The sequence below is a fragment of the Xylanimonas allomyrinae genome, assembly GCF_004135345.1.
In the GTDB taxonomy this organism is placed as follows: Bacteria; Actinomycetota; Actinomycetes; order Actinomycetales; family Cellulomonadaceae; genus Xylanimonas; species Xylanimonas allomyrinae.
This window is the reverse complement of record NZ_CP035495.1, coordinates 975,176-997,874: the sequence shown is the minus strand read 5'-3', so window position 1 is coordinate 997,874 and position 22,699 is coordinate 975,176. Positions and strand designations below refer to the sequence as shown.

Annotated in this window: 23 protein-coding genes and 2 pseudogenes; 11 read left to right on the top strand and 14 right to left on the bottom strand. The window is 73.6% G+C overall.

The window, feature by feature from the left end; translation table 11 throughout:
• Positions 1-49 precede the first annotated feature (49 nt).
• Positions 50-550: a P-loop nucleotide/nucleoside kinase family protein gene (locus tag ET495_RS04485; RefSeq protein ID WP_129202953.1), complete on the bottom strand. Its 501-nt coding sequence runs from the start codon at positions 548-550 to the stop codon at positions 50-52.
• A gap of 196 nt (positions 551-746) precedes the next feature.
• Here ET495_RS04485 and ET495_RS04480 point away from each other — a divergent pair, with 196 nt between their 5' ends.
• The 3 genes from ET495_RS04480 (at position 747) to ET495_RS04470 (ending at position 4,422) form a co-directional block, all read left to right on the top strand.
• Positions 747-1,727 carry a helix-turn-helix transcriptional regulator gene (locus ET495_RS04480; protein ID WP_129202951.1) on the top strand — a complete coding sequence of 327 codons (981 nt, stop codon included), beginning with the start codon at positions 747-749 and terminating at the stop codon, positions 1,725-1,727.
• 115 nt (positions 1,728-1,842) lie between these two features.
• Positions 1,843-3,105 carry an MFS transporter gene (locus tag ET495_RS04475; RefSeq protein ID WP_245993306.1) on the top strand — a complete coding sequence of 421 codons (1,263 nt, stop codon included), beginning with the start codon at positions 1,843-1,845 and terminating at the stop codon, positions 3,103-3,105.
• 84 nt (positions 3,106-3,189) lie between these two features.
• Positions 3,190-4,422: a cation:proton antiporter gene (locus ET495_RS04470; protein ID WP_162616369.1), complete on the top strand. Its 1,233-nt coding sequence runs from the start codon at positions 3,190-3,192 to the stop codon at positions 4,420-4,422.
• A gap of 39 nt (positions 4,423-4,461) precedes the next feature.
• On the opposite strand, the gene metE is transcribed toward ET495_RS04470, so the two are convergent.
• The 8 genes from metE to ET495_RS04435 form a co-directional block, all read right to left on the bottom strand.
• A complete protein-coding gene (gene metE, locus ET495_RS04465; RefSeq protein ID WP_129202945.1) occupies positions 4,462-6,807 on the bottom strand; it encodes a 5-methyltetrahydropteroyltriglutamate--homocysteine S-methyltransferase in 2,346 nt (781 codons plus the stop codon).
• Positions 6,808-7,099: 292 nt separating this feature from the next.
• On the bottom strand, positions 7,100-7,486 hold the full coding sequence (locus tag ET495_RS04460) for a sodium:proton antiporter (RefSeq protein ID WP_162616368.1): 387 nt from the start codon (positions 7,484-7,486) through the stop codon (positions 7,100-7,102).
• Positions 7,483-7,632 (bottom strand): hypothetical protein, encoded by a 150-nt coding sequence (locus ET495_RS17545; protein WP_162616367.1) that lies wholly within the window; start codon positions 7,630-7,632, stop codon positions 7,483-7,485. The genes ET495_RS04460 and ET495_RS17545 overlap by 4 nt, the downstream gene beginning before the upstream one ends.
• Complete coding sequence (locus tag ET495_RS04455; RefSeq protein ID WP_129202941.1) at positions 7,629-8,396, bottom strand: hydrogenase subunit MbhD domain-containing protein; 768 nt, start codon at positions 8,394-8,396, stop codon at positions 7,629-7,631. The genes ET495_RS17545 and ET495_RS04455 overlap by 4 nt, the downstream gene beginning before the upstream one ends.
• Positions 8,396-8,677 (bottom strand): monovalent cation/H(+) antiporter subunit G, encoded by a 282-nt coding sequence (locus tag ET495_RS04450; RefSeq protein WP_162616366.1) that lies wholly within the window; start codon positions 8,675-8,677, stop codon positions 8,396-8,398. The genes ET495_RS04455 and ET495_RS04450 overlap by 1 nt, the downstream gene beginning before the upstream one ends.
• Positions 8,670-8,933, bottom strand: a complete 264-nt coding sequence (locus ET495_RS04445) for an MrpF/PhaF family protein (RefSeq protein ID WP_129202937.1) — start codon at positions 8,931-8,933, stop codon at positions 8,670-8,672. The genes ET495_RS04450 and ET495_RS04445 overlap by 8 nt, the downstream gene beginning before the upstream one ends.
• A complete protein-coding gene (locus ET495_RS04440; RefSeq protein ID WP_129202935.1) occupies positions 8,924-9,403 on the bottom strand; it encodes a Na+/H+ antiporter subunit E in 480 nt (159 codons plus the stop codon). Before ET495_RS04440 ends, ET495_RS04445 begins: the two co-directional genes overlap by 10 nt.
• The gene (locus tag ET495_RS04435) at positions 9,400-11,067 is read right to left on the bottom strand and encodes a complex I subunit 5 family protein (protein WP_129202933.1); all 1,668 of its coding nucleotides are present in this window, start codon (positions 11,065-11,067) and stop codon (positions 9,400-9,402) included. Before ET495_RS04435 ends, ET495_RS04440 begins: the two co-directional genes overlap by 4 nt.
• A 494-nt stretch (positions 11,068-11,561) precedes the next feature.
• Here ET495_RS04435 and ET495_RS04430 point away from each other — a divergent pair, with 494 nt between their 5' ends.
• Positions 11,562-12,785 (top strand): cation:dicarboxylate symporter family transporter, encoded by a 1,224-nt coding sequence (locus tag ET495_RS04430; protein ID WP_211340908.1) that lies wholly within the window; start codon positions 11,562-11,564, stop codon positions 12,783-12,785.
• Positions 12,786-13,210: 425 nt separating this feature from the next.
• Here the strand turns inward: ET495_RS04430 and ET495_RS19630 are convergent.
• The 3 genes and pseudogenes from ET495_RS19630 to ET495_RS04415 form a co-directional block, all read right to left on the bottom strand.
• A pseudogene (locus ET495_RS19630) lies at positions 13,211-13,375 on the bottom strand (TMEM175 family protein); the annotation flags it as partial.
• 137 nt (positions 13,376-13,512) lie between these two features.
• The gene (locus ET495_RS04420; protein WP_129202929.1) at positions 13,513-14,025 is read right to left on the bottom strand and encodes a hypothetical protein; all 513 of its coding nucleotides are present in this window, start codon (positions 14,023-14,025) and stop codon (positions 13,513-13,515) included.
• Positions 13,911-14,963, bottom strand: a complete 1,053-nt coding sequence (locus ET495_RS04415) for an acyltransferase family protein (protein ID WP_129202928.1) — start codon at positions 14,961-14,963, stop codon at positions 13,911-13,913. Before ET495_RS04415 ends, ET495_RS04420 begins: the two co-directional genes overlap by 115 nt.
• A 537-nt stretch (positions 14,964-15,500) precedes the next feature.
• Between ET495_RS04415 and ET495_RS04410 the strand changes: the two genes are divergently transcribed.
• The 6 genes and pseudogenes from ET495_RS04410 to ET495_RS19625 all read left to right on the top strand — a co-directional run bounded on the left by ET495_RS04410 (position 15,501) and on the right by ET495_RS19625 (position 19,508).
• Positions 15,501-16,334: a transporter substrate-binding domain-containing protein gene (locus ET495_RS04410; RefSeq protein ID WP_162616365.1), complete on the top strand. Its 834-nt coding sequence runs from the start codon at positions 15,501-15,503 to the stop codon at positions 16,332-16,334.
• 59 nt (positions 16,335-16,393) lie between these two features.
• Positions 16,394-17,065, top strand: coding sequence for an amino acid ABC transporter permease (locus tag ET495_RS04405; RefSeq protein ID WP_129202924.1), 672 nt, complete (start codon positions 16,394-16,396; stop codon positions 17,063-17,065).
• Positions 17,058-17,546 (top strand): amino acid ABC transporter permease, encoded by a 489-nt coding sequence (locus tag ET495_RS04400; RefSeq protein ID WP_129202923.1) that lies wholly within the window; start codon positions 17,058-17,060, stop codon positions 17,544-17,546. The genes ET495_RS04405 and ET495_RS04400 overlap by 8 nt, the downstream gene beginning before the upstream one ends.
• Positions 17,543-17,764 carry a hypothetical protein gene (locus ET495_RS04395; protein ID WP_129202921.1) on the top strand — a complete coding sequence of 74 codons (222 nt, stop codon included), beginning with the start codon at positions 17,543-17,545 and terminating at the stop codon, positions 17,762-17,764. The genes ET495_RS04400 and ET495_RS04395 overlap by 4 nt, the downstream gene beginning before the upstream one ends.
• A pseudogene (locus ET495_RS04390) lies at positions 17,761-18,482 on the top strand (amino acid ABC transporter ATP-binding protein). Before ET495_RS04395 ends, ET495_RS04390 begins: the two are co-directional and overlap by 4 nt.
• A 138-nt stretch (positions 18,483-18,620) precedes the next feature.
• The gene (locus tag ET495_RS19625; protein WP_425471201.1) at positions 18,621-19,508 is read left to right on the top strand and encodes a GntR family transcriptional regulator; all 888 of its coding nucleotides are present in this window, start codon (positions 18,621-18,623) and stop codon (positions 19,506-19,508) included.
• 221 nt (positions 19,509-19,729) lie between these two features.
• On the opposite strand, the gene ET495_RS04380 is transcribed toward ET495_RS19625, so the two are convergent.
• Both ET495_RS04380 and ET495_RS04375 read right to left on the bottom strand, forming a co-directional pair.
• On the bottom strand, positions 19,730-19,984 hold the full coding sequence (locus ET495_RS04380) for a hypothetical protein (RefSeq protein WP_129202919.1): 255 nt from the start codon (positions 19,982-19,984) through the stop codon (positions 19,730-19,732).
• 272 nt (positions 19,985-20,256) lie between these two features.
• Positions 20,257-20,928, bottom strand: coding sequence for a MarR family winged helix-turn-helix transcriptional regulator (locus tag ET495_RS04375; RefSeq protein WP_129202917.1), 672 nt, complete (start codon positions 20,926-20,928; stop codon positions 20,257-20,259).
• A 483-nt stretch (positions 20,929-21,411) separates the two neighbouring features.
• Here ET495_RS04375 and mgtE point away from each other — a divergent pair, with 483 nt between their 5' ends.
• Positions 21,412-22,512 (top strand): magnesium transporter, encoded by a 1,101-nt coding sequence (mgtE, locus tag ET495_RS04370; RefSeq protein ID WP_129202915.1) that lies wholly within the window; start codon positions 21,412-21,414, stop codon positions 22,510-22,512.
• Positions 22,513-22,699: the final 187 nt, after the last annotated feature.

The window sequence follows — 22,699 nt, the reverse complement described above, 5'->3', positions numbered from 1 at the left end:
GCGGGCGGCACTGTGCGGACGGCACTGAGCGGACGGCGCTGAGCGGGCGTCAGCGGCCCGGTCGCCACACGGCGTCGGGTCCGACGTAACGGTCGTACAGGGCGATCTCGTCGGGTGTCGGGCGCTCGAACTGCTGCCACGTGGCCAGCAGCACGTCCGACGCGAGCGCCTCGGCGTCGGGGCCGCCGCGGGCCCGCACGCGGCGCGCGAGCTCGTCGAGCGGGCCGTCCACGAAGTGCAGGGCGGTGCGGGCGCCGGCCCGGACCGCGACCTGCCGGATCGTGTCGCGTTCGGCGCGGGTCCAGGAGCCGAACTCCACGACGACGCTGGCGCCGCAGCGCAGGATCTCGCCGGCCTGCTCGAGCATGCAGTCCTGGAGCCTGAACCGGAACTCGTAGTCGACGAGGCTGACGCCCAGCCGCACGATCCACTCGTCGGGGCTCAGGTACACGGCTCTCGCCCGTTCCACGATCTGCCGTGCGCGTGTCGTCTTGCCCGCGCCGGGCAGCCCGCACACCAGGGAGAGTCTTGCCGGGTTCACAAGGTCCATACGACCAGCCGGGGCACCCGCGCACAAGCGCTGGCGCTCGGCGCCGGTGACGCACCCGGACCGCGACCGGGGCGCGCTGTGCTGGGCGGCGACGGGTGGCAGGCGTCGGTCTGCGTAGTTCCACGCACGACCACGCGGGGCGGCGCCCGGTTGCGCGTGAGATGGAGCAAAACCAACTCACGAAGGGACCCGGCTGATGTCTCCGAGCCCCCAGCGCACCTTGCACCGCCACCGCGGCGTGCCCTCGCGGCGCGCCCATGCCCCCCAGCCCGCACCGACGTCCACCGCCGAACGCGACCACGCACGCTCGCGCAGCGCGAAGTTCGGCGACCTCCAGGTCACCTACCTCGAGCACGGCCCCGTGCTGCTCGACACCCCCGACCGCATGTGGGGCACCGACTGCGAGACGCTTCGCCTCGTCATCGTCGTGGAGGGCGAGGTGAGCCTGCGCCACCCCGAGGCCACGGCGACCCTGCGGCCCCGCGACAGCGCGCTGGTCCTGGGCACGAGCCCCGTCACCTACGCCTCCGAGGCACCGGCCCGCGTCGTCCTGTGCGACCTGCCGGCCGAGTACAGCGGGCTGTCCGCCCTGCCACGGTCCGCACCGTTCGTCGTCGGGCGGGCCGACGCGGCCGTGCCCTGCGCGCTGGGCGCGTTCCTTCTCGACCTGCTGCGCCAGGACTCCGAGCGCCTCGCTCCCCTGGCGCGCGCGCAGGTGGCCGACGTGCTGCGCACGCTCGCCACCAGCACGATCACCGCGCTCGCGGTCGCGGGCTGCTCGGGGTGGGAGCTGCGGCGGCAGCGCCTGGCCGCCCTGCGGCACATCGCGGCCAAGTACACCGACCCCGAACTGAGCTCGGCGTCCGTCGCCGAGCACCTGGGGCTCTCGCGCCGCTCGTTGCAGCGGCTGTTCGAGGACGAGGACCGCACGGTCGCCCAGCGCATCCAGGAGGTGCGCACGCAGCACGCGATCACGCGGCTGCGTGACGCGCGCCTGGCCGCGGCCTCGCTGACCGAGATCGCCACCCTGTCGGGCTTCGGCTCGACCGTGGCGATGCGCCGGGCCGTGCAGGAGGCGACGGGGATGACGCCGTCGGACCTGCGCCGCGACGCGGCCCTGTCCGGTCCGGGCGAGCATGACCTCACCGACGCCGAGAGCGGACTGTCCGAGTCCTGACGCCGGCGTCCTGCCCGGCGCGGGTCCGTACGGCGCGGGTCCGTACGGCGAGAGTCCGGACGGCGAGAGTCCGGCGCGGGTCGCTGCGACCCGCGCCCGTGGGAGCATGGGGCCCGTGCCCCGCCCCCGGACCTCCGCGACCCCCTGGCTCGTGTGGGCGGCGGGACTCGCGGTCTACGTGCTCGCCGTCGCTCACCGCTCGTCCTTCGGTGTCGCCGGGCTGGCCGCGGCCGACAGGTTCGGCGCGCAGGCGACCGTCCTGTCGCTGTTCGTCGTCGTGCAGGTCGCCACGTACGCGGCCCTGCAGATCCCCATGGGGATCGCGCTGGACCGCTGGGGCCCGCGACGGCTCCTGACGCTCGGCGCCCTGACGATGGCGGTCGGCCAGGCAGGGATGGCCGTCGCGCCCGGTGTCGGGGTGGCCATCGCGTTGCGGGTGCTGGTCGGGTCGGGCGACGCCGCCGTGTTCATCTCGGCGGTCCGCCTCGTGTGGGGCTGGTTCGACCGCCGACAGGTGCCGCTGCTGACGCAGGTCACCGGGATCGTCGGCCAGCTCGGGCAGGTGGTGTCGGCGATCCCGTTCGCGTTCGCCCTGCGCCGCGCCGGGTGGGCGCCCGCGTTCGCCGCGCTCGCCGTCGCCGGGCTCCTGACGGCCGTCGTCGCCGCCGTGGGCGTGCGGCCCGGGCCGCACGACGAGCCGCCCCTACGCCGGGGACTGGCCGGGCTGGGAGCGACCCTCACCAGCGCCGGCACGTGGCTCGGCTTCTTCGCCCACCTGCTCGGCGGCGTGAGCGTCAGCGTGTTCGTGCTCATGTGGGGGGTGCCGTTCCTCGTCCGGGGACAGGGCCTGACCGCGGGGCAGGCGGGCATGCTGCTGACCGTGAGCGTGGGCGTGTCGATCGTCACCGGACCCGTCGTCGGCGAGGTCACCGCCCGCCACCCGCTGCGCCGCACCTGGGTCGTGCTGGCCGTCGCCGCGACGACCGCGGCGGGGTGGGCGCTCGTGCTCGTGCCCGCCACACCGCGCCCCCTGTGGGTGCTGACCGTGTTCGTCGTCCTCATCTCGGTCGGCGGGCCCGCCTCGCTCATCGGGCTCGACCTGGCCGCCGGGTTCAACCCGCCCGCGCGCCGCGGCACCGCGCAGGGGGTGGCCAACATGGGCGGGTTCGCGGGGGCCGTGCTGGTCATGCTCGCCGTCGGCGTCGTGCTCGACCGTCGCGCGCCCGACGGCGTCCCGACCCTCACCGACTACCGGGTCGCGCTGGCCGTGGTGGCGGTGCCGCTGGCCGTCGGCGTCGCCGGGATCCTGCTCACGCGGCCGCGCGCCCGCGCGTCCGCGGGCATCGTCGTGCCGCCGCTGCGCACCCGCCGCACCTGACCTGCCAGCTCCCGCCCGCCACGAACGCGAGCCCGTGCAGCCTCGGCGCGCCCGCACCGTGCGATCGTCCTTACAGTTCTCGGCGTGGACTCAGCCCTTCTCGGCCTTGCCGCGGTGCTCGCCGCCGTCGTCGTCGCTCCCCCGCTGTCCGCGCTGAGCAGGCGCCTGATCCCCGTGCCGCTGCCGGTCGTCGAGATCGCGCTCGGCATGGTCATCGGCCCGGCCGCGCTCGGGCTGGTGGAGCCCGGCGGCCTGCCCGCGACCGTGGGGCGCATGGGCCTGGCCGCGATCATCTTCATCGCCGGCTACGAGCTGGAGTACCGCGCCATCTCGCGCACCCAGCTCCGGTGGGCGTCGGCGGGCTGGGTGCTGTCGCTCGTGCTGGCGGTGCTCGCCGGGATCGGCGTCGTCGTCGCCGCCGACGCCGGCGGCCTGCAGGTGCGCGGCGACGGCGGCTCGTCGCTGGTCACCGCCGGGGTGTTCGCCGGCATCGCGCTGACGTCCACGGCGCTGAGCACCGCCATGCCCTCGATGCGCGACGCCGGGGAGCTGACCACCCCGTTCGGCCGCGCGATGATCGCGGCCGGGACGGTCGGGCAGCTCGCCCCCCTGCTGGCCCTGTCGGTGGTGTTCGGTGGCCGCCACGTGTGGTGGTCGGTGCTCGCCCTGGCCCTGTTCACCGGGCTCGTGCTGGTCTCGCTGCGGATCGCCTCGCGCGGGCTGCCCGCGGCGGCGCGCCGCCTCGTGACGGCCACCATGCACACCTCGGGGCACTTCGCGGTGCGCCTGGTGGTGTTCGCGGTCGCGCTCCTGACGGCCGTGAGCGTCGACGTCTTCGACCTCGACATGCTCGTCGGCGCGTTCGCGGCGGGCGTGCTCGTGCGTCAGCTCGTGAGCAACGTCGACCCCGTCGACCGCGAGCTGACCGAACGCAAGTTCCAGGGCCTGGCGTTCGGGTTCCTCACCCCGCTGTTCTTCGTCTCCACGGGAGTGGCCTTCGACCTGCGCGGCCTGCTCGCCCAGCCCCTCGCGCTCGCGCTCGTGCCCGTCTTCCTCGTGGTGATGTTCGTGGCGCGCGGCCTGCCCGGCTCGTTCGTCCTGCCGTGGCGGGCCCCCGCCCGGGACCGGGTCGCCGCGATGTTCTGGACGTCGGTGGGCCTGGCCGTCATCGTCGCCGTCGTCGACATCGCCGTGTCCTCGGGCGTCCTGAGCAGCGTCCTCGGCTCGGCCATGGTCGGGGCGGGCATGGTGTCGATGCTGACCTTCCCGACGGCGGCCCTGGCGGTGCGCCGCCGGGCGACCGCCGACCGGGCGTAGCGGCCGGTCACGCCCGCGCGGGCGTGACCGGCCGCACGCTCACCTGCCCGACCCGGCGAGCGTGGAGCGGACCGCTCGGGCCGCCGCCACCAGGTGGCGCAGCGACTGCGTCGTCTCGGCGTAGCCGCGCGTCTTGAGACCGCAGTCCGGGTTGACCCACACCAGCGCCGGGTCGATCGACGTCGCCGCGAGCGTCAGCAGCTCGGTGAGCTCGCCGGCGGACGGGACGCGGGGTGAGTGGATGTCGTACACGCCCGGTCCGATGCCTCGCCCGTACCCGGCGCGGTCGAGCTGGGGCACGATCTCCATGCGGGAGCGGGCGGCCTCGACGGAGGTGACGTCGGCGTCGAGGCGGTCGATGGCGTCGATGACGTCCCCGAACTCCGAGTAGCACAGGTGGGTGTGGATCTGGGTGGCGGTGTCCGCGCCCGCGGTGGCGAGGCGGAAGGCGCGCACGGCCCAGTCGAGGTAGGCGTGCTGGTGCTCGCGGCGCAGGGGCAGCAGCTCGCGCAGGGCGGGTTCGTCGACCTGGACGACGGCGGTGCCGGCTGCCTGCAGGTCGGTGACCTCGTCGCGCAGGGCGAGGGCGACCTGGGCGGCGGTGTCGGTCAGGGGCTGGTCGTCGCGGACGAACGACCAGGCCAGGATGGTGACGGGGCCGGTGAGCATGCCCTTGACGGGTTTGCTGGTGAGGGACTGGGCGTAGCTGGTCCATGCGACGGTCAGGGGTGCGGGGCGGGTGACGTCGCCCCACAGCAGGGGTGGGCGCACGCAGCGTGAGCCGTAGGACTGCACCCAGCCGTGGGCGGTGACGGCGAACCCGTCGAGCTGTTCGGCGAAGTACTGCACCATGTCGTTGCGCTCGGGTTCGCCGTGCACCAGGACGTCGAGGCCGAGGTCTTCCTGGAGGGTGACGACGCGGGCGATCTCCTCGCGCATGGCGGACTGGTAGGCGGCGTCGTCGATGTCGCCGCGGGTCCAGGCGGCGCGGGCGGCGCGGATCTCGCGGGTCTGGGGGAAGGAGCCGATGGTGGTGGTGGGCAGCAGCGGCAGGCGCAGGCGCCGGGCCTGGGCGGCGGCCCGCTCGGGGTAGGGCGCGCGGGTCTGGTCGGCGGGGCGCAGGGCGGCGACGCGGGCGCGCACGGCGGGCACGACGACGCCGGCGGCGCGGGCGCGGTCGGCGAGCGCGGCGGTGGCGGCGGCGACCTGGTCGGCGACGGCGTCGGGGCCGTGGGCGAGGCCGCGGGCGAGGGTGGTGACCTCGGTGACCTTCTGGTCGGCGAAGGCGACCCAGTCGCGCAGGCGTGGGTCGCGGCCGTGGGTGGCGTCCCACGTCTCGTCGTCGGCGTCGTGGGGCACGTGCAGCAGGGAGGTGGAGGTGGCGACGGCGACGGCTCCGGCCCCGGTGGCGGCGCCGAGCGCGGTGGCCTGGGTGAGCCGTCGCGCCAGGTCGGTGCGCCACACGTTGTGCCCGTCGACGAGCCCGGCCACGAGGGTCTTGCCGGCGAGCCCGGGGACGGGGCCGGCGGGGGCGGTTCCGCGCACGAGGTCGAGGGCGATCGCCTCGACGTCGGTGGCGGCGAGCGGGGCGAGGTGGTCGCCCGTGGTGCCGCGCAGGTCGCCGTAGGGGGCGGTCACGAGGATGGCAGGGCGACCGGGGACGGCGGTCAGGGCGCCGTAGGCGCGGGCGACGGCGTCGGCGAGGGCTCCGGCGGGCAGGTGCCCGGTGACGGTGTCGGCGACGAGCGCGGGCTCGTCGAGCTGCACCCAGGGGGCGCCGGTGGCGCCGAGCGCGGCGAGCAGGCCGGCGTAGGCGGCGACGGCGTCGTCGAGCCGGTCCAGGGGGTGGAAGGCGGCGGGTGCGTCCGCGGCGGCCTTGGCGAGCAGCAGGAACGTGACGGGGCCGACGACGACGGGGCGGGTGACCACGGGCAGGCCGCCGTCGTCGGGGTGGGCGGCCTCGGCGAACCAGCGCACGGGGGCGTCGTCGGCGAAGGCGAGCGGGGTGTGGGGGCCGATCTGCGGCACGAGGTAGTGGTAGTTGGTGTCGAACCACTTGGTGAGCTCGAGCGGCGGGCGGGTGCCGTCGCCGCGCGCGGCGACGTGGTAGTCGGCGGCGGGCACGACGCCGAGGGTGACGGCCGCGTCGAGCACGTGGTCGTAGGGCGAGAACGACGACGGGATCGACCCGTCGGCGGGGTCGAGGCCGAGGCCGGCCAGGTGGCGCACGGTGGCCAGGCGCAGCGCACGGCAGGTGGCCTCGAGGTCGGCGTCGGTGGTGCGCCCGGCCCAGCGGGCCTCCAGCGCGCGCTTGAGCTCGCGGCGGCGGCCGATGCGCGGGTAGCCGAGGATGGTGCCGCCGGGGAACGGGTTGACGATGGGCATGAGGAGTCCTCTCGGAGGGTGGACTGCTCGGGCCCTCGGCCGTCAGGCCAGGTTGCGCTGCCGCAGCCGCCGGGGTGGTCGCCCCCGAGCGGGCCTTCTCATGAGCATGTGCATGTGCCGTGTAGCTCCCCGCGACGGCTCGCGCCGCTGCGTGTGCGGCGCTGCCGGGGCCAACCGCCCTGCGGGGAAACGCGCGGGAACGCTATGACGGTCCGCGCTGCCCGGTCAAGGGCACGGGGCGGGTGTCCCGCCAGCCGGACAGGCCGCCGCCGCTCCCGGCGGCCGGGGGCGTTCAGCCCTGGCTCGGGCCCGTCTGCGCCCCGCCCTCGCGGATGGCCTTGGCCTCGTCCCAGTCGAGGGTCTTGTGCTCGCGGTAGTGGTTGAGGATCAGCACCAGGCACACGGTCTGCACGGCGACGCCGATGACGACCGTGGTGATCATGAGCGCCTGCGGCACGGGGTCGGCGGCCCCGGCGACCGTCTGGGCGGTCATGGGCGCCTCGTGCGCCGGGCTGGAGCCGAGCGTGACGAACGCGAGGATGACGGCGGTGCTCATCACCGACAGCGAGATGACGGAGATCATCATGTTCTTGCGCAGCACCAGCCCGGCCAGGCCGATGCAGAACAGGATCACGGCGACGTTCGCGCCGTCGAGCCACGACAGGTCGGGCACGCTCACGCCTCCTTCGCGAAGTACAGGAACATGATGGACAGCCCGCAGAAGACCTTGAGGCCCAGAAGCCCGTTCATCGCGATCATGAACGGCGCGTACGCCTCGGGCGTCGCGTGCTGCAGCCCGAGGAAGATGTACAGGGCGACGCTCACCACGAACACCACGAAGATGACCTTCTCCAGCGTCTCCAGCCCCGCGGTGCTGGCCGGGCCGCGCATCCCGACCAGGTAGCGGCTGACGATGACGGCGGCCAGCAGCCCCGCCCCTGGAACCCGCCGCCGGGGGTGTGCGGGTCGCCGACGACGAGGGCGACGCCGACGACGACGAGCACGGGCGTCAGGATGCGCAGCGCGGTGACGAGCGTGGGGTGCCGCGCGCCGAGGGACCCGTACCCGGCGGGCGACGGCCCGCCGCCGGTGTCGCGCAGGTGCATGACGCCCAGCACGGCCACCAGCAGCATCAGGGCTTCGAGCACCGTGTCGAAGACGCGGTAGTGCAGCAGGATGCTCGTGACCGGGTTGACCAGGCGCGGGGAGTCCAGGTAGGCGGTCATGACGGCCTCGCGCAGCGGCCCGACCTCGACCGGCGGCGCGGTCGCCGTCAGGTACAGCACCAGCGCGCACACGCCCAGCATGACCAGGTCGGCGCCCTTGCGCCGCCAGACCATGAGCGGGATGCCGGGCACGGTGATGTCGCCGTAGTTGCGGATCGTGAGGATGAGCAGCACCGTGCCGAGCGACGAGGCGACCACGGCCTCGGAGACGGCGACGTCGGGCGCGTGGTACAGCAGGTACGCCAGGGACGCCCACAGGCCGAACACGCCCGAGGTGATGATCGCGTGCTTGAGGCACGAGGCGAACACGGCCCGCACCGCGAACACGATGAGGAAGACGAAGACGATCTGGTCCAGGCCCATCACCGCTCCCGGCTGCGGCGCGAGCCCGCCGCGAGCGTGCTGGTGACCACCGGGTTGACCAGCAGCACGATCGCGAGGATCAGCAGCGCCTTCGCGCTGAACCAGGTGAACCCGCTGCGGATGACCGCGCCGAGCACGATGACGATGAACCCGACGGTGTCGATCTTCGCCCCGGCCAGCAGCTTGAGGTCGAACTCCTTGAAGCGCAGCAGGCCCACGAGCCCCAGGACGACGACGGCCACGCCGATCCCGATGACGACGTTCCCCACGATCTCAGCCAAGGTCGCTCCCCCTCCCGGCCATGTAGTCCGACAGCACCAGCACGCCCACATAGCTGAGCAGCGTGTAGACGAGCGCGATGTCGAGGTAGAAGCTGTGCCCCGTGACCAGCGCGAGGATGACGACGAGCATGTTGACCTTGCCGGCCACCAGGCAGTAGCCCAGCAGCCGGCTCCACGGGTCGGAGCCGCGCAGCACGACGACGCCGGTCAGCACCGACGCGAGCAGCAGCGTGTAGGACACGACGCTCAGGAACACGCGTCCTCCTTCACCAACCGCGCGATCGCGCGCTCGAGACGCACGCACGTGGCACGGGCGCGCGCGTCGTCGTCGACCGTGATCACGGTCAGGCGGCCGCCCTCACGGTCCACGGCGACCGAGCCGGGCGTGAGGATGAGGCTGTTGGCCAGCAGGAACAGCAGCAGGTCGTCGTCCAGCGCGCTCTCGTGGACGAACTGCGTCACCTGCGCGTGCCCGCGCACGATGACCACGGCCATGCCGTAGGCCGCGACCGTCATCTCGCGCAGCAGCAGCAGGACGTACCGTGCGGTGGCCAGCGGGCGCAGGAACACCGTCGCGTAGTCGACGTGCAGCACGCGGCGCGTCATCCACAGCGCCGCGACCGCGACCACGACGCCCGAGACCACCGAGACCACGCTCAGGACCTCGTTCATCACGACCCAGATCACGGTGAAGACCACCACGACGGGCCCGTACCGCCGGATCATCCCGGCACCGCCCGCGTCACCAGGGTGGCGTACAGGGCCGTCGCGGCGAAGAACACCGTCACGGCCAGGCACGCGTGCGGCAGCGACAGCGACCGTCCCAGCGGGGCACGCCACCGGCGCACGGCCGGGGCGGCGAACCGGTGGGCGGCCAGGGCGACGGCGAGCGTCAGCGCGAACGCGCCCACCTTGGCCGCCGTCGTGCCCGCCGGGACGGCGACGCCGTCACCCAGCAGCAGGCGCCCCGCCTGCGGCGCGAGCACCCCCGCCGCGAGCAGCACGGCCGCGAGCGCCGCGACGACGCCGGTCTTGGCGGCGGTGCCGGTGCCGGTGCCGGTGCCGGTGCCGGTGCCGGTGCCCGGGTGCGCCGCCCCGGCGGCGGCGCGCGGCGCAGGTTCGCGCTGGGGGGTGCCGACGAACATGGCCGCGTACCTCACGAAGACGAGCATGGTGGCGAGGTTGACGGTCCACACGGCGGCCTGCGCCCAGGGTCCCGTGGACCCGGCGAGGATGAGGTCCTTGGAGGCGGCGCCCGCGGTGAAGGGGGCGCCGACGATGCCGAGCACGGCGACGGCCGACACGACGGTCAGCAGCGGCATGCGGCGGGCGACGCCGCGCAGGTCGGCCAGGCGTGTGCTGCCGTAGCGGCGGGCGATCATGGCGGCGGTGAGGAACAGCACGGACTTGGCCAGGGCGTGGGTGATGAGGTGGGCGGTCGCGCCGCCGGTCGCGGCCGGGGTGCCGGCGGCCAGGCCGAGGAGGATGAGCCCGGCCTGGGAGACGGTCGAGTAGGCGAGCAGGAGGCGCACGTCGGTCTGGGCGAGGGCCCAGGCGGCGCCCGCGACGCCGGTCGCCAGGCCGATGGCCAGCAGGAGGCGGCTGGTGTCGAGGGCGGGGGCGAACAGGGTGACGAGGCGGGCGATCCAGAACAGTGCGGCCTTGACCAGCAGCCCGGACATGAGCATGAGCACGACGGTCGGGGCGCCGGGGTTGCCGTAGGAGCGTGGCACGTAGGAGAACAGCGGGAACAGCCCTGCCTTGAGCGCGATGCCGGTGAGCATGAACGCGAAGGGCAGCACGAGGGTGCGGGGGTCGACGCCGTGCTGCACGAGCAGGCCGATCTCGGTGACGGACAGGACGCCGAAGGTGCGGTACAGGTAGGCGAGCCCGAAGAGGAAGAACGTCATGGCGACGATCTGCACCATGAGGTAGTACAGGCCGTCGTAGGTGTTGCGGCGGTCCTTCTTGAACATCACCAGGAGGATGACGGTGAGGGTGGTGACCTCGAACAGGACGAAGAGGTTGAACACGTCGTCGGTGAGGAAGAGCCCGGCGACGAGTCCTTGCAGCACCAGCAGCAGGAGCAGGAGCTTGGTGTCGAAGTAGGGCTCGCCGAGGGCGTAGACGAGGGCGGCGGTGATCAGCAGGACGGTCAGCAGCACGAGCGCGAGGGCGGTGCGTTCCGCGCGCAGCGACACGTACAGGAGCGTGTCGTCGCCGCCGAGGACCTGGGTGAAGGTGCCGTCGCGGGTGGCGCGCGCGAACAGGGTGAGGGCTCGCCAGGCGAGCCAGCCCTGGCCGGCGAGGGCGATCGCCTTGGCGGGCCGGGCGGGCACCTTGTAGAGCGCGACGCCGAGCAGGACGGGCACGAGTACCAGGGCGACCATGGTCCTCCTTCGTCCCGGGCGGTGCTCAGCGCTGCCGTCGCGGGCGTGGCGTTGAGGGCATGGTTCGGGGAGGCCCACCGCCGTCCCCGGTCTGCCGGACGAGCCTAGTCGTGCGTGGCGTGCGTCTCTCGGGATGGTCCGGCGCTGCGTTGCGCTGCGTCACGGTACGCCCGCCCGCACCGGGGGCTGCGCCAGGCCGGCGTGCATGGTGCGCCGGACCAACGGGGGGTTCCCGGCGTTCCGGACACCCGGCTTGATCCGGGGCGGCCGCAGCGGGGAGGCTGCCCGCATGCCGCGCACGCCGACCTTCGCCGTCGCCCCCGGGACGTGTCCCTAGGGCGGCGTCCGCGCGCCCTGCACGGTCCCGTCGCGACGGGACGTGTGGTCTGTGGCCGGTCGTCGCCCTCGTGCGCGGCCGGCCTTCTCGTGTGCCCGCCGCGCCGCTGCCTGCCATGCCGGCGCGCCGGCGTCCTCGACCTGTAGGGATCGCGCACGTGAACCGCTTCCTGTCCTCTCTCCCGTTCCGGCTCCTGGTGGCCATCGCCCTGGGCGTCGCCGTGGGCCTGACGGTCGGCGAGACCGCCATCACCGTCGTCCAGTCCGTCCGCCACCTGACCGGTCAGGTCGTGTTCTTCGCGGTGCCGCTGATCATCCTGGGGTTCGTCGCCCCGTCGATCGCCCGGTCGGGCGCCGACGCGTCCCGCCTGCTGGGCGTCTCGCTCGGGCTCGGGTACGGCTCGGCGGTCGCGGCCGCGCTGCTCGCGGCGCTCACCGGGTTCGCCCTCGTGCCGGGGCTGTCGGTCCCCGGGGCCGTCGACGGCGGCCGCGCGCTGCCCGAGATGCTGTTCGAGCTGACCATCGCGCCGATCATGCCGACGATGAGCGCGCTCGTCCTGGCGCTGCTGCTGGGCCTGGCCGTCTCCTGGACGCGGGCGCGCCGGTTCGCGGCCGCGCTCGACGAGCTGCACCGCATCGTGCTGGCGATCGTGACCCGGGTCGTGGTCCCCGTGCTCCCGGTGTTCATCGCGTCGGTGTTCGCGCTGCTGGCCTACCAGGGCGGCATCACCCGGCAGGTCCCCGTGTTCCTCCAGGCGCTGGGCGTGGTCGTGGCCGTGCACGTCGCGTGGATCGCCGTGCTGTACGTGGCCGCGGCGGCGTACTCGCGGCGCAACCCGTTCGACGTCGTGCGCCACTACGGCGCGGCGTACCTGACGGCCGTCGGCACCATGTCCTCGGCCGCGACCCTGCCGGTCGCGCTCAAGGGTGCGTCGGCGTCGCGCTCTCTCGACAAGCGCATGGTCGACTTCGGGGTGCCGCTGCTCGCGCACGTCCACATGCCCGGCTCGGTCATCAGCATCACGTTCCTGGCCATGACCGTCTCCCAGGTGCTGTACGGCGAGCTGCCCGCCGCGGGCACCATGCTGCTGTTCGTGGTGCTGCTGGGTGTGTTCGCCGTCGCCGCGCCCGGCGTTCCCGGCGGCACGCTCATGGCCTCGCTCGGCCTGGTCACCACCGTGCTCGGGTTCGACGAGGCGGGCACCGGCCTCATGCTCGCGATCTTCGCCCTGCAGGACTCGTTCGGGACGGCCGCCAACATCACCAGCGACGGGCCCCTGCTGATGATCCTGTCGCGGTACGCGCAGCGGCGCGGCATCGGGGCGCGGACGCCGTCGGCGGCACCGGCGCGCGAGGCCGCCCCCGCGGCCCTCGCGGCCTGAGCGTGCGGCCCCGCCGCGCGCTCACGCCGGCTCCGCCGCCTGCTCCCTGTCGTGCAGCCGCCCCAGCCCCGGTAGAAGAGCCCGCTGACGAGCGGCACCGGCACCAGCAGGAACCCGGCGAGCCCGACCACGGGCACCGCCAGCCCCAGCAGGGTCGCCAGCGCGTACCCGCCCGCGGGCATCCAGGAGTACAGCCGCGAGCGCCGCCGGTACCCGGCGGGCACGCCGTCGCGCAGCAGCCCGGGGTGCCCGGACGCGTAGGTCCACACGAGGGCATGCAGCATGTACACGACGGTCAGGTGCGCGCCGAAGAACACGACGGCGGGGCGCGCCGTCGGGAACTCGCCCAGCAGGCCGGCGGAGAACGGCACGAGGGCGACGGTGAGCAGGAGTGCGAGCACGAGCCACACCAGGGGGTGGTCGGCGCGTTCGAGGAACTCGCCCTGGGTGCGGTTGCCGAACCAGAGGGCGCCGAGGGTCACGAAGGTGAGCGCGTACGTGCCGAGCTCGGGCAGGCGTTCGCCGAGCTGCGCCCACAGCTGGGCGGCGGGCCCCTCGGGGATGCCGACCTCGAGCACGATGATGGTCATGACGATGGCGAAGACGCCGTCGGTGAAGAACTCCAGCCGCCTGAAGGTGCCCAGGCCCGGCCGTAGCGCTGCCTGTTCGCTCATGGCTGCCAGTGTGCGGCGGCGTGCGCCGCTCGCGCACGCGGAGCCGGGGCCGTTCAGGCCGTGGTCGCTCCGGCGCCCGCCAGGGAGCGCACGGCGTCCCCGGCGTCGTCGGCGCTCGCTGCGCCGTCGGCGAGCGCTGCCTCGCCGGCGTGGGCGGCGTCCGCGGGTGCGAGAGCCCTGCCCCCGCTGCGGCGTCCGGCGCGCAGCACGGCCGCGGCGCCGAGCACGAGCACGAGCGCGCCCGTCGGCACGATGAACGGCCCGTACGGGCCGCGCCCGGAGGACGCGAGCCAGTACATGCCGAGCGTCGCGGCCAGGTAGGCGCCGACGACGACGGGCAGTGACGCGAGCGGTCCGCGCGGGGTGGCGGCCGGGCCTGCGGTCAGCTTGCGGGCGAGCGCGCGCGTCTCGATGCGGCCGAACAGGGCGACGAACGCGGCCAGGACGACGGTCAGCGTCGCGATCCACGGGATGCGCCCCCACCACCACGCGGACGAGTGCACGTCCGCGGACGGGAGCAGGCCGACGGCGTCGAGCGCGATCGCGCCGACGAACGAGGCGACCATGTGCCACAGGTACACGGTGAGCACGGCGGTGTTGACGCCGAGCACGGCGGCCCACGGGCGGGGCGGGCCAGCCACCGGTCGGCGGGGCCGGCGACCAGGACGGCGAGGGCGACCTGCGCGGCGGCCAGGGCCATGAGCGCGAGCGACGGCGGGGAGGGGTTCTGGATCGCGGCGCCCGGCACGGACACCATGCTCACGGGGTACGGTCCGGGGCCGGTCAGCAGCAGGAGCGCGGCGAGCGCGCCCGCGAGCAGCAGCGCCGCGCGGCGGCGCGTCAGCCGCAGCGTGCCGTCCTGCCAGGCGAACCCGATCTGGTGGATGGCGATCCACGCGAAGGCGAAGTTCCCGGCCGCGCCCAGCTCGACGCCCGTCGTCAGGCGGACCACGTCGCCCAGCACGACGCCCACGAGGAGCACGGCCGGCAGGGCGAGCCCCCACCGGCGGTGCAGCCGGTGCATCACCGGGGTCAGCGTGATCACCGACAGGTAGACGACCAGGAACCACAGCGGCAGCACGACCAGCTCGACGACGCGGGCCACGAACGCGACGGGGGTCCCGGCCCAGCCCGCGACGACGGCGCCGACCGCGGTGGTGACCAGCAGCGCGGTCACGGGCGGGAACAGGCGGGCGCTGCGGTCCAGCAGCCAGGTGCGGGCGTCCCCGCCGCGGTCGCGGTGCCGGGTCCAGGAGATCGCGTTCGACACTCCCCCGACGAGGAAGAACAGCGGCATGACCTGGAACACCCAGGTCAGGGGGTGCAGCACCGTCAGGTGCGGCAGCGCGGTGAAGCCCGTCAGGAGGCCGTCGCCGCCGCGCTGGACCGTCATGACGAGCCAGTGTCCGACGACGACGGCGCTGATGGCGAGCGCCCGCAGCAGGTCGACGTGGCGGCGGCGTGTGGCCGGCGTGCGGGCGGCGAGCGTGGTGATCGTCGGCATGGGCGGTCCCCTGGGTCGCGTCGGCGGCGTGACCGGGTCGGTGCGGTTCACGCTCGCCCCCAGTCTCGGGTGCGGCGCCGGCGGAGCGGCGGGCGGGTGCGGGAAACCACGCTGCACCGTGCGTGGTTCCCGGCGTCGGCCGACCGGCGTCGGCCAGGAGGGGTGGCCCGGTGCGTCATGGTCTGCGGCACGCCGACGGCGCCCGGCGGCGCCCGGCGGCACGGTGCGGGTGATCGTCGGCCCCGTCTCGAGGGGGGTTGACGCCCGTCAATCGTCCCTATATGTTCCTGAATCTCCCTATAGGATTCCTCGACGGAGAGGGTCCTCGTCCACGTCGTCACGTGTGTTCTCGCCTACGACCTGCGCCCTCCCGGCGCGCACGAGATCGGGCCGGCAACGATGCTCCCCGACCGTGAACGGCGTCGGCGCGACGCACCTCGGCACCGCGGTCGTCAGGGCAGGTGGTCGTGCGCCGCACCGCAGACGGCGACGCACGCGACGAAGGCGAACCCGTCCGCACCATCACAAAGGAGTGACATGTTCCGGATCCGCAAACGCATCCTCGCCGCAGGCGCCGTCGCCGCGGCCGTCACGCTGACGGCCGCATGCACCTCGGGTGCCACGACCGGTGGCAAGGGCACGGAAGGCGGGGCGGCGGGCAGCCACCTGACCTCGGTGCTCTCCTCGCACAAGCTGCGCGTCGGCGTGCAGTCGGAGGCGGCGCCGTGGGGCGTGCAGCAGTCCGACGGGAGCTACGAGGGCTTCGACATCGACATCGCCAACGCGCTCGGCGAGTCCCTCGAGTCCGAGGTCGTCTTCATCCCCGTCACCAACGAGTCGCGCATCCCGTTGCTCCAGTCGGACAAGGCGGACGTCATCATCGCCTCGTTCACCGCGACCGACGAGCGTGCGCAGCAGGTCGCCTTCACCGTGCCCTACGCCGCCGGCGGAACCCTGATCGCGGTCCCCGCGGACTCGCCCGTCGCGAGCTACGACGACCTCGCCGGCAAGTCCGTGTCGGCGAGCCGAGGAAGCCAGGGCGAGGCCGCGCTCATGGCCCACCTCCCGGACGCGCAGGTCGCGCCCTTCAACACGTTCGCCGACTCCGTCCAGGCGCTCAAGAGCGGCAAGGTCGACGCGCTCATCGAGAACAACGTGGTGGTGCCCCAGCTCGTCGCGCAGGACCCGCGGTTCCGCATCCTCGAAGGCCCCGTGCTGGAACCGTCGCTGATCTCGATGGGCGTCCAGCAGGGCGACCAGGTGTGGCTCAACTACCTGGACACCTTCATCCGCAACTACAACATCTCGGGCCGCAACGACACGGCCAGCCAGAAGTGGCTGAGCCAGCCGTTGCCCGAGTTCCTCAAGTAGCAGCCCCGCGTGCGGCAGGGCGGAGCACGCCCTGCCGCACCGCACCGAGAGGAACCGCGATGACGTTCTACTTCGGGGACCTGCTCGACTACGCGCCCGTGCTGGCGGCCGCGCTGTGGACAAGCGCCTCCATCACCCTGGTCGCGATGGCCGCGGGCAGCACGCTCGGCGTGGCCCTGTACCTGGGCAAGGCCGCGCGGGTCCCGGTCGTGTCGCACCTGTGCCGGGCCTACATCGAGGTGTTCCGCAACACCCCGCTGCTCGTCCAGCTGTACCTGATCTACTTCGGCCTCCCGGAGGCCGGGATCAACCTCAACCCGCTGTGGGCCGGCATCGTCGCGCTCACGCTCAACAACGCCGCCTACACCGCCGAGATCTACCGGGCGGGCTTCGAGTCGGTGCCCGAGGGCCTGCGCGAGGCTGGCCACGCGCTGGGCATGACGCGCACGCACGTGTTCCGGCACATCCTGCTGGTCCCGGCGACCCGCAACGTCTTCCCCGCCCTGACCAACCAGTTCATCCTGCTCTTCCTCGCCTCGTCGATCGCGTCGATCATCGGCCTGCCCGAGCTGATGAACCAGATCCTGAACATCAACAACCGGACGTACCTGACCTTCGAGGTCCTGGCCGTCGGCGGGCTCCTGTACTTCCTGACCTCAGGGCTTCTGGTGCTCGCGTCCCGGGCGAGCGAGGCCTACTTCTTCCGGTGGGGAGCGAGGAAGCATGCTTAGGTCCTTCGCCTGGTCCGACCTGCAGGCGCTGGCGCGCGGCGCCGTCTGGACGATCACGCTGTGCGTCACCGCCGGGCTGCTCGGAACCGTCCTGGGGCTGGCGATCGCGCTCGCGGCGACCTCGCCCGTGCGTGCGCTGCGCTGGCTCGCCCACGGCTACGTCACGCTGGTGCGTGGCATCCCGCTGCTGATCCTGGTGTTCTTCGCCTACTTCGGCATCCCGCTGTTCCTGCCCGGCCTGGAGCTGTCCGCGTTCGCCACCGCCGTCGTCGCGCTGACGGTGTTCGCCGCCGCCTACCTGGCCGAGGTCTTCCGCGGAAGCCTCAACGCGGTCCCGGCCGGCCAGTACGAGGCGGCCTCCGCGCTCGGGCTGGGGTACGCGGGCCAGCACCGGTTCGTGATCCTGCCCCAGGCCCTGCGCATCGCCGTCCCCCGGGCATCGGATTCCTCATCGCGCTCGTCAAGGACTCGTCGCTGGTGACCGTGATCGGGTTCGTCGAGCTCACCCACGCGGGCACCATCGTCAGCAACCTCACCGCCGACCCGATCACGGCCTACACCGCGGTCGCGGCCTGCTACTTCGTCATCTGCTTCGGCGTCTCACGGCTCGGCCGCTGGTACGAGGCCCGCAGCGCGGCCGGCGACCGCACGGCCGCAGACGACGGCGCCCACGCCGTCCCGCTCGAAGGGGTCACATGATCACCGTCACCGGTCTTCACAAGAGCTTCGGCCGCCACGAGGTGCTCCGGGGCATCGACTGCCACGTCGGCGAGAGCGAGGTGGTGTGCCTCATCGGGCCGTCCGGCTCGGGCAAGAGCACGCTGCTGCGCTGCCTCAACGGCCTGGAGCGCATCACGTCCGGCTCGGTGTCGATCAACGGCCACGAGCTCACCCACGCCAGGACGGACATCACCGCGGTGCGCCGCGAGGTCGGGATGGTCTTCCAGCACTTCAACCTGTTCCCCCACCTCAAGGTCGTCGACAACGTGATGCTCGCCCCCTGAAGGTGCTCAAGACCTCCAAGGACGAGGCGCGCGACCGGGCCCTGGCCCTGCTCGCCAAGGTGGGGCTCAGCGACAAGACCGACCAGTTCCCCGGCAGCCTGTCCGGCGGGCAGCAGCAGCGGGTGGCCATCGCCCGGGCGCTGGCGATGAGCCCGGCCGTGATGCTCTTCGACGAGCCGACGTCGGCGCTCGACCCCGAGATCGTCGGCGAGGTGCTCGCCGTCATGAAGGACCTCGCCCGGGATGGGATGACCATGGTCGTGGTCACCCACGAGATGGGGTTCGCGCGCGAGGTCGCCGACCGGGTCCTGTTCATGGACGCGGGCGTCGTCGTCGAGGACGGGCTCCCGGTCCAGGTGTTCACCGACCCGGAGCACCGGCGCACACGCGACTTCCTGAGCAAGGTGCTGTGATCACCGCGACCGTGCCCGTGACCGTGCCAACGACCGTGCCAGCGGCCGTGCCCGGCGCGCGGACCAGGCCCGACGCACGGCGAAGATGTGAGAATCGGACCGCGATCCCAGGACGTCGACGACGAAAGGAAGCTGCCCGTGGCAACGAGGCCGACCAGCTCGGGCGCAGAGGCGGGTGCTGCCGTCACCCTGGCGTACACGGCGCTGCGCATGCCGATCGTCGACGGCCGCATCGCGCCCGGGACGCGGATCAACATCGACGCGCTCGCGCGCGACCTCGGCGTCTCCCAGACGCCCGTGCGCGAGTCGCTGCAACGGCTCGAGGCCGACGGCCTGCTCGTCTACACGCCGGGGCGCGGCTATCGCACCACCCCCACGATCGACCTGGCCGAGCTGCGGGCGATCTTCGAGTTCCGCCTCCTCGTCGAGCCCTGGGCGGCCCGTGCGGTGGCCGGTGACCGCCTGGTGAACCCCGCGTCGCCGCTCGAGACCGAGATCAGCGCCTTCGTGTCCGCGATCGAGGCCGGCGGCAGCGAGCGCCAGGAGATGCTCACGCACGACACCAGGTTCCACGACCTGATCCTGGCGGCGACGGGCAACGAGGTCGTGCGGCACGCCTACGCCCAGACGCACTGCCACCTGCACGTCTTCCGGCTCGCTCCGGCGGACGCCGACGGGCGTTCACCGTCACGGAGCACCGTGCCATCTGCGAGGCCATCCGGGCGGGCGACCCCGACGGCGCCGAGAACGCGATGGCCGAGCACATCCGCAGCTCGTTCCGCAGGGCCGCCTCGGCGTTCCACGGCCGGCCGGAGGTCGCGTCGCTGCCGCACCACGGAGCGCATCCGTCGCTCGACGCGGCCCTCGCCCTGGACCCGCAGACCGGTTAGGCCGTGCTGTCGAAGCTGCTGGTCAGGCTCGGGTTCGAGCTGGACCAGGAGCGGCCCTCGCGGCGGTCCCGGTCACTACGCGGGCTGGCTGGGAAACTCGGCCGGGTTCAGGGTCGAGGTCGTCGCCGATGCGTGACCGACCCGCCGGCCACGGCGGCACGACGACGCCGGCCCCGGAGTCTTCGGGCCGGCGTCATGGTGGGGCGTGGTGCGTTCAGCGGGTGGCGACGACGCGGCCGTCGGCGGCTACGTAGACGTCGACCTCCCGCCCGCCGGGCCGGGTGATCTCGATCTCCCAGCGGGCACCGTGGTCGTCCTCATGGCCCCAGGAGGTGACGCGACCATCGCCGACGTGGCTCAGGCGATCTGCTTGGCCTCGGCGAGGGTGATCTCACCGTTGCCGGTGGTCGGAGCGGCGGGAGCGGACGGGGCAGGGGCCGGGGCGACGATTTTGGCGGCATCGAGGCTGATGCCGGTGGCGGTGGCCTCCCCGGATCCTGCGGCGTCGGACGTGCCGCACCCCGCGAGAAGGAGGGCGCCACCGAGGATGGCGGCGGACAGGGCGGGGAGGGCGGGGAGGGTGTGGCGGGTGTTGCTGGTGCGCGTGCTCATGGGTGTCGTCTCCGGGGCCTTGGTCTGGCCAGGCCCGTCGTCGAGGTCGCGGTCGCGGCTGGGGACCGCGGGGCCGACGGGTCGTCGGTCTCCGGCTTGGTGTGGGAGACCCTGGCAGCCCACGGTGGGCGCGAACGCCGTCTGGCGGCACGCGAACGCGCATCTGGCACACCGGAAGCACGCCCCAGACCCGGCCCGCCCGGCGGGGACCAGCGGCCCGGGCAAGGCCCGAGCCGCGTCGGAGATCACGTCACGTGACACGACCCCGAGGCTTACCCATCGGGGGGACCGATCGGGTCTGGCGGGACGCCGTGGTCACGGACGGTCCGGACCGGCCGTCCCGCGCGGGTCGTCGCCCCACGGCTCGCCGCGCCGCGACCCACCACGCCGCGGGCCGCGGGCTTCGCCCGGGCCACGGTGGCCGCGCGGGCCGTCCTGCGTGGCCCACGGGCCGCGCGCCTCGCCCCACGGTGCGGCCGGCCGGCCGAACCCTCGGGGCCGGGGCCGAACCCGTGCGGGCCGAACCCGCGACGCCGCCACCCGTCGTCGCCGAGCTCCTGGTCGACGCGGTCGAGGATGCGGGCGAGGTAGCCCGAGAGCCGGGTCACCTCGTCGTCGTCGAGGGCGTCGAGCAGGTCGTCGCCCGTGACGGGCAGCTCGGCCGCCTGCTCGGCGGCCTGCCCGGCCTCGGTCAGCCGCACGACGACCACGCGCTTGTCCTCGGCGGACGGCTCGCGCTCGACGAGGCCCTGCCGTTCGAGCTTGGCCAGCAGCTCGGCGAGCGCCTGGCGTGACATGCCGAGCAGGAACGTCAGCTCGCGCTGCGTGGTCTCGGGCTTGAGCTTGAGCAGGGCCAGCACTCGGCCCTGGCCCTGGCTCGGGTCGAGCCAGGGTGCGCCCCGTCCGGGGCGAGCCGCGCGGCGCAGCAGCCGCATCTGGAGCATGCCGACCGTGGCGAGCCGCTGGGCGGTCTCCTGGCGCGGGTCGGTTGCCTGGCCCTCGGGGGCGTCTGGTCGTCACGGCGCTCGGTGGGCGTGACGTCGGGGGTGTTGTCGTTCTCGTTCATGGTGCGTACTCCTGGGGAGGAAGACTCGGGTGTTGTCAGGTACCTGACAGAAAGGATGCGCCCTCGAATCCCGTTTGTCAAGTGCTTGACTGTCTGGCCCTGACAATCGCGCCCGTGCCACGCTCCCCCGCATCGCGCGCCCCTCACCCGCCCGGCCCGCGCACCGCCGGATACGGTCGGCGCGCCTCCGAGAGCTGCCCGGCGTCAGCAACCCCGGCGCTCTCGGCGTTCTCCTGGTGCACGCGTGCCTCGCACGCGCACCTCGGCCCTCGGACCCGGGAGGTGATCCACGTGGAACCTGCGAGTAGTCGCACGACCGTCCCGCCCTCACCGACCCCCCACACCGAACCGGAGAACACCCATGCTCCTGGAGAACACCGCGCGCCTTGACGCGCTCGCAGTCGAGACCCCCCGGGCCCGCCGCAGCGGCACGAGCGTCCTGGAGAGGCCGCGCACCGGGCACTCCCCCGCCGCCGGGCAGGCCGCCACGAACCTCCGCACGGGCCATCAGCCGCACACGGCCGGGCGCATCATGACCACCAGGCTCGTCAGCGTGCGCCGCGACGAGACCGCGGCTGCCGCCCTGGAGCAGGTGCGCCGGCTCGCGAACGAGACCGAGACCATCGACACCCTCTACGTGACCGGCGCCGGCCGCCGGCTCGAAGGCGTGCTGACGCTGCGCGACCTGCTGGCCGCCGACCCGGGCTCGGTCGTCGACGACCTCATGTCGCGCACCGACGTCGCGGTCGCCACCGGCACCGCACAGGAGCAGGTCGCTCGCCTGCTCCATGAGCTCGGCCTGCTCGCCGTGCCCGTCGTCGACGAGGAGGCCCGTCTGGTCGGCATCGTGACCGCCGACGACGTCTCCGGCCACGCCGGCCTCGCCGACGCCCGCAACGAGGCAGACCGCAGCGCCCTCCTGGTCCACGGCAGCATCGCGCACATCTGGAAGGTGCGCCTGCCGTTCCTCCTCATCACGCTGGTCGCAGGGGTGCTCGCCGGCCTGGTCATCGAAGGCTTCGAGGAGGCGCTCGAGTCGATCGCGGCGGTCGCCGTCTTCATCCCGCTCATCATGGACATGGGCGGCAACGTCGGCACGCAGTCCTCGACGGTGTTCGCCCGCGGCGTCGTGCTCGGCCACATCCACATGTCGCGGTTCCGCGACCACTTCCTCAAGGAGGTCGGCGTCGGGCTGAGCCTCGGCGTCCTCGTCGGGACGGTCTCGGGCGTCATCGCCGCGCTGTGGCAGGGCATGCCCCTGCTGGGCCTGGCGGTGGGGCTGGCGCTCGTCGCGGCGATGACGCTCGCCTCCCTGCTCGGGTTCCTCGTGCCGTACGTGCTCATCCGGCTCGGCATCGACCAGGCCGCCGGGTCCGCGCCGATCATCACGTCCATCAAGGACATCGCCGGGCTGCTCATCTACTTCGGGTTCGTGAGCCTGTTCCTGGCCCACCTGATGTGACCGCCCCGAGGCGAGCGCGCGCCGCCGTCCCGGCGGTGGACCAGCGGCGCGCGCTCGGCATGGCGCCATCCTCTTTTCCAGGGACCCCACGCCCCACGAGACCCAGCACGGTTCTGCCGGGGGAACCCGGACTCGGCAGGGAACCAGCACGACCACGGGTCACCTGATCACCGGCACCTGCCCGTGG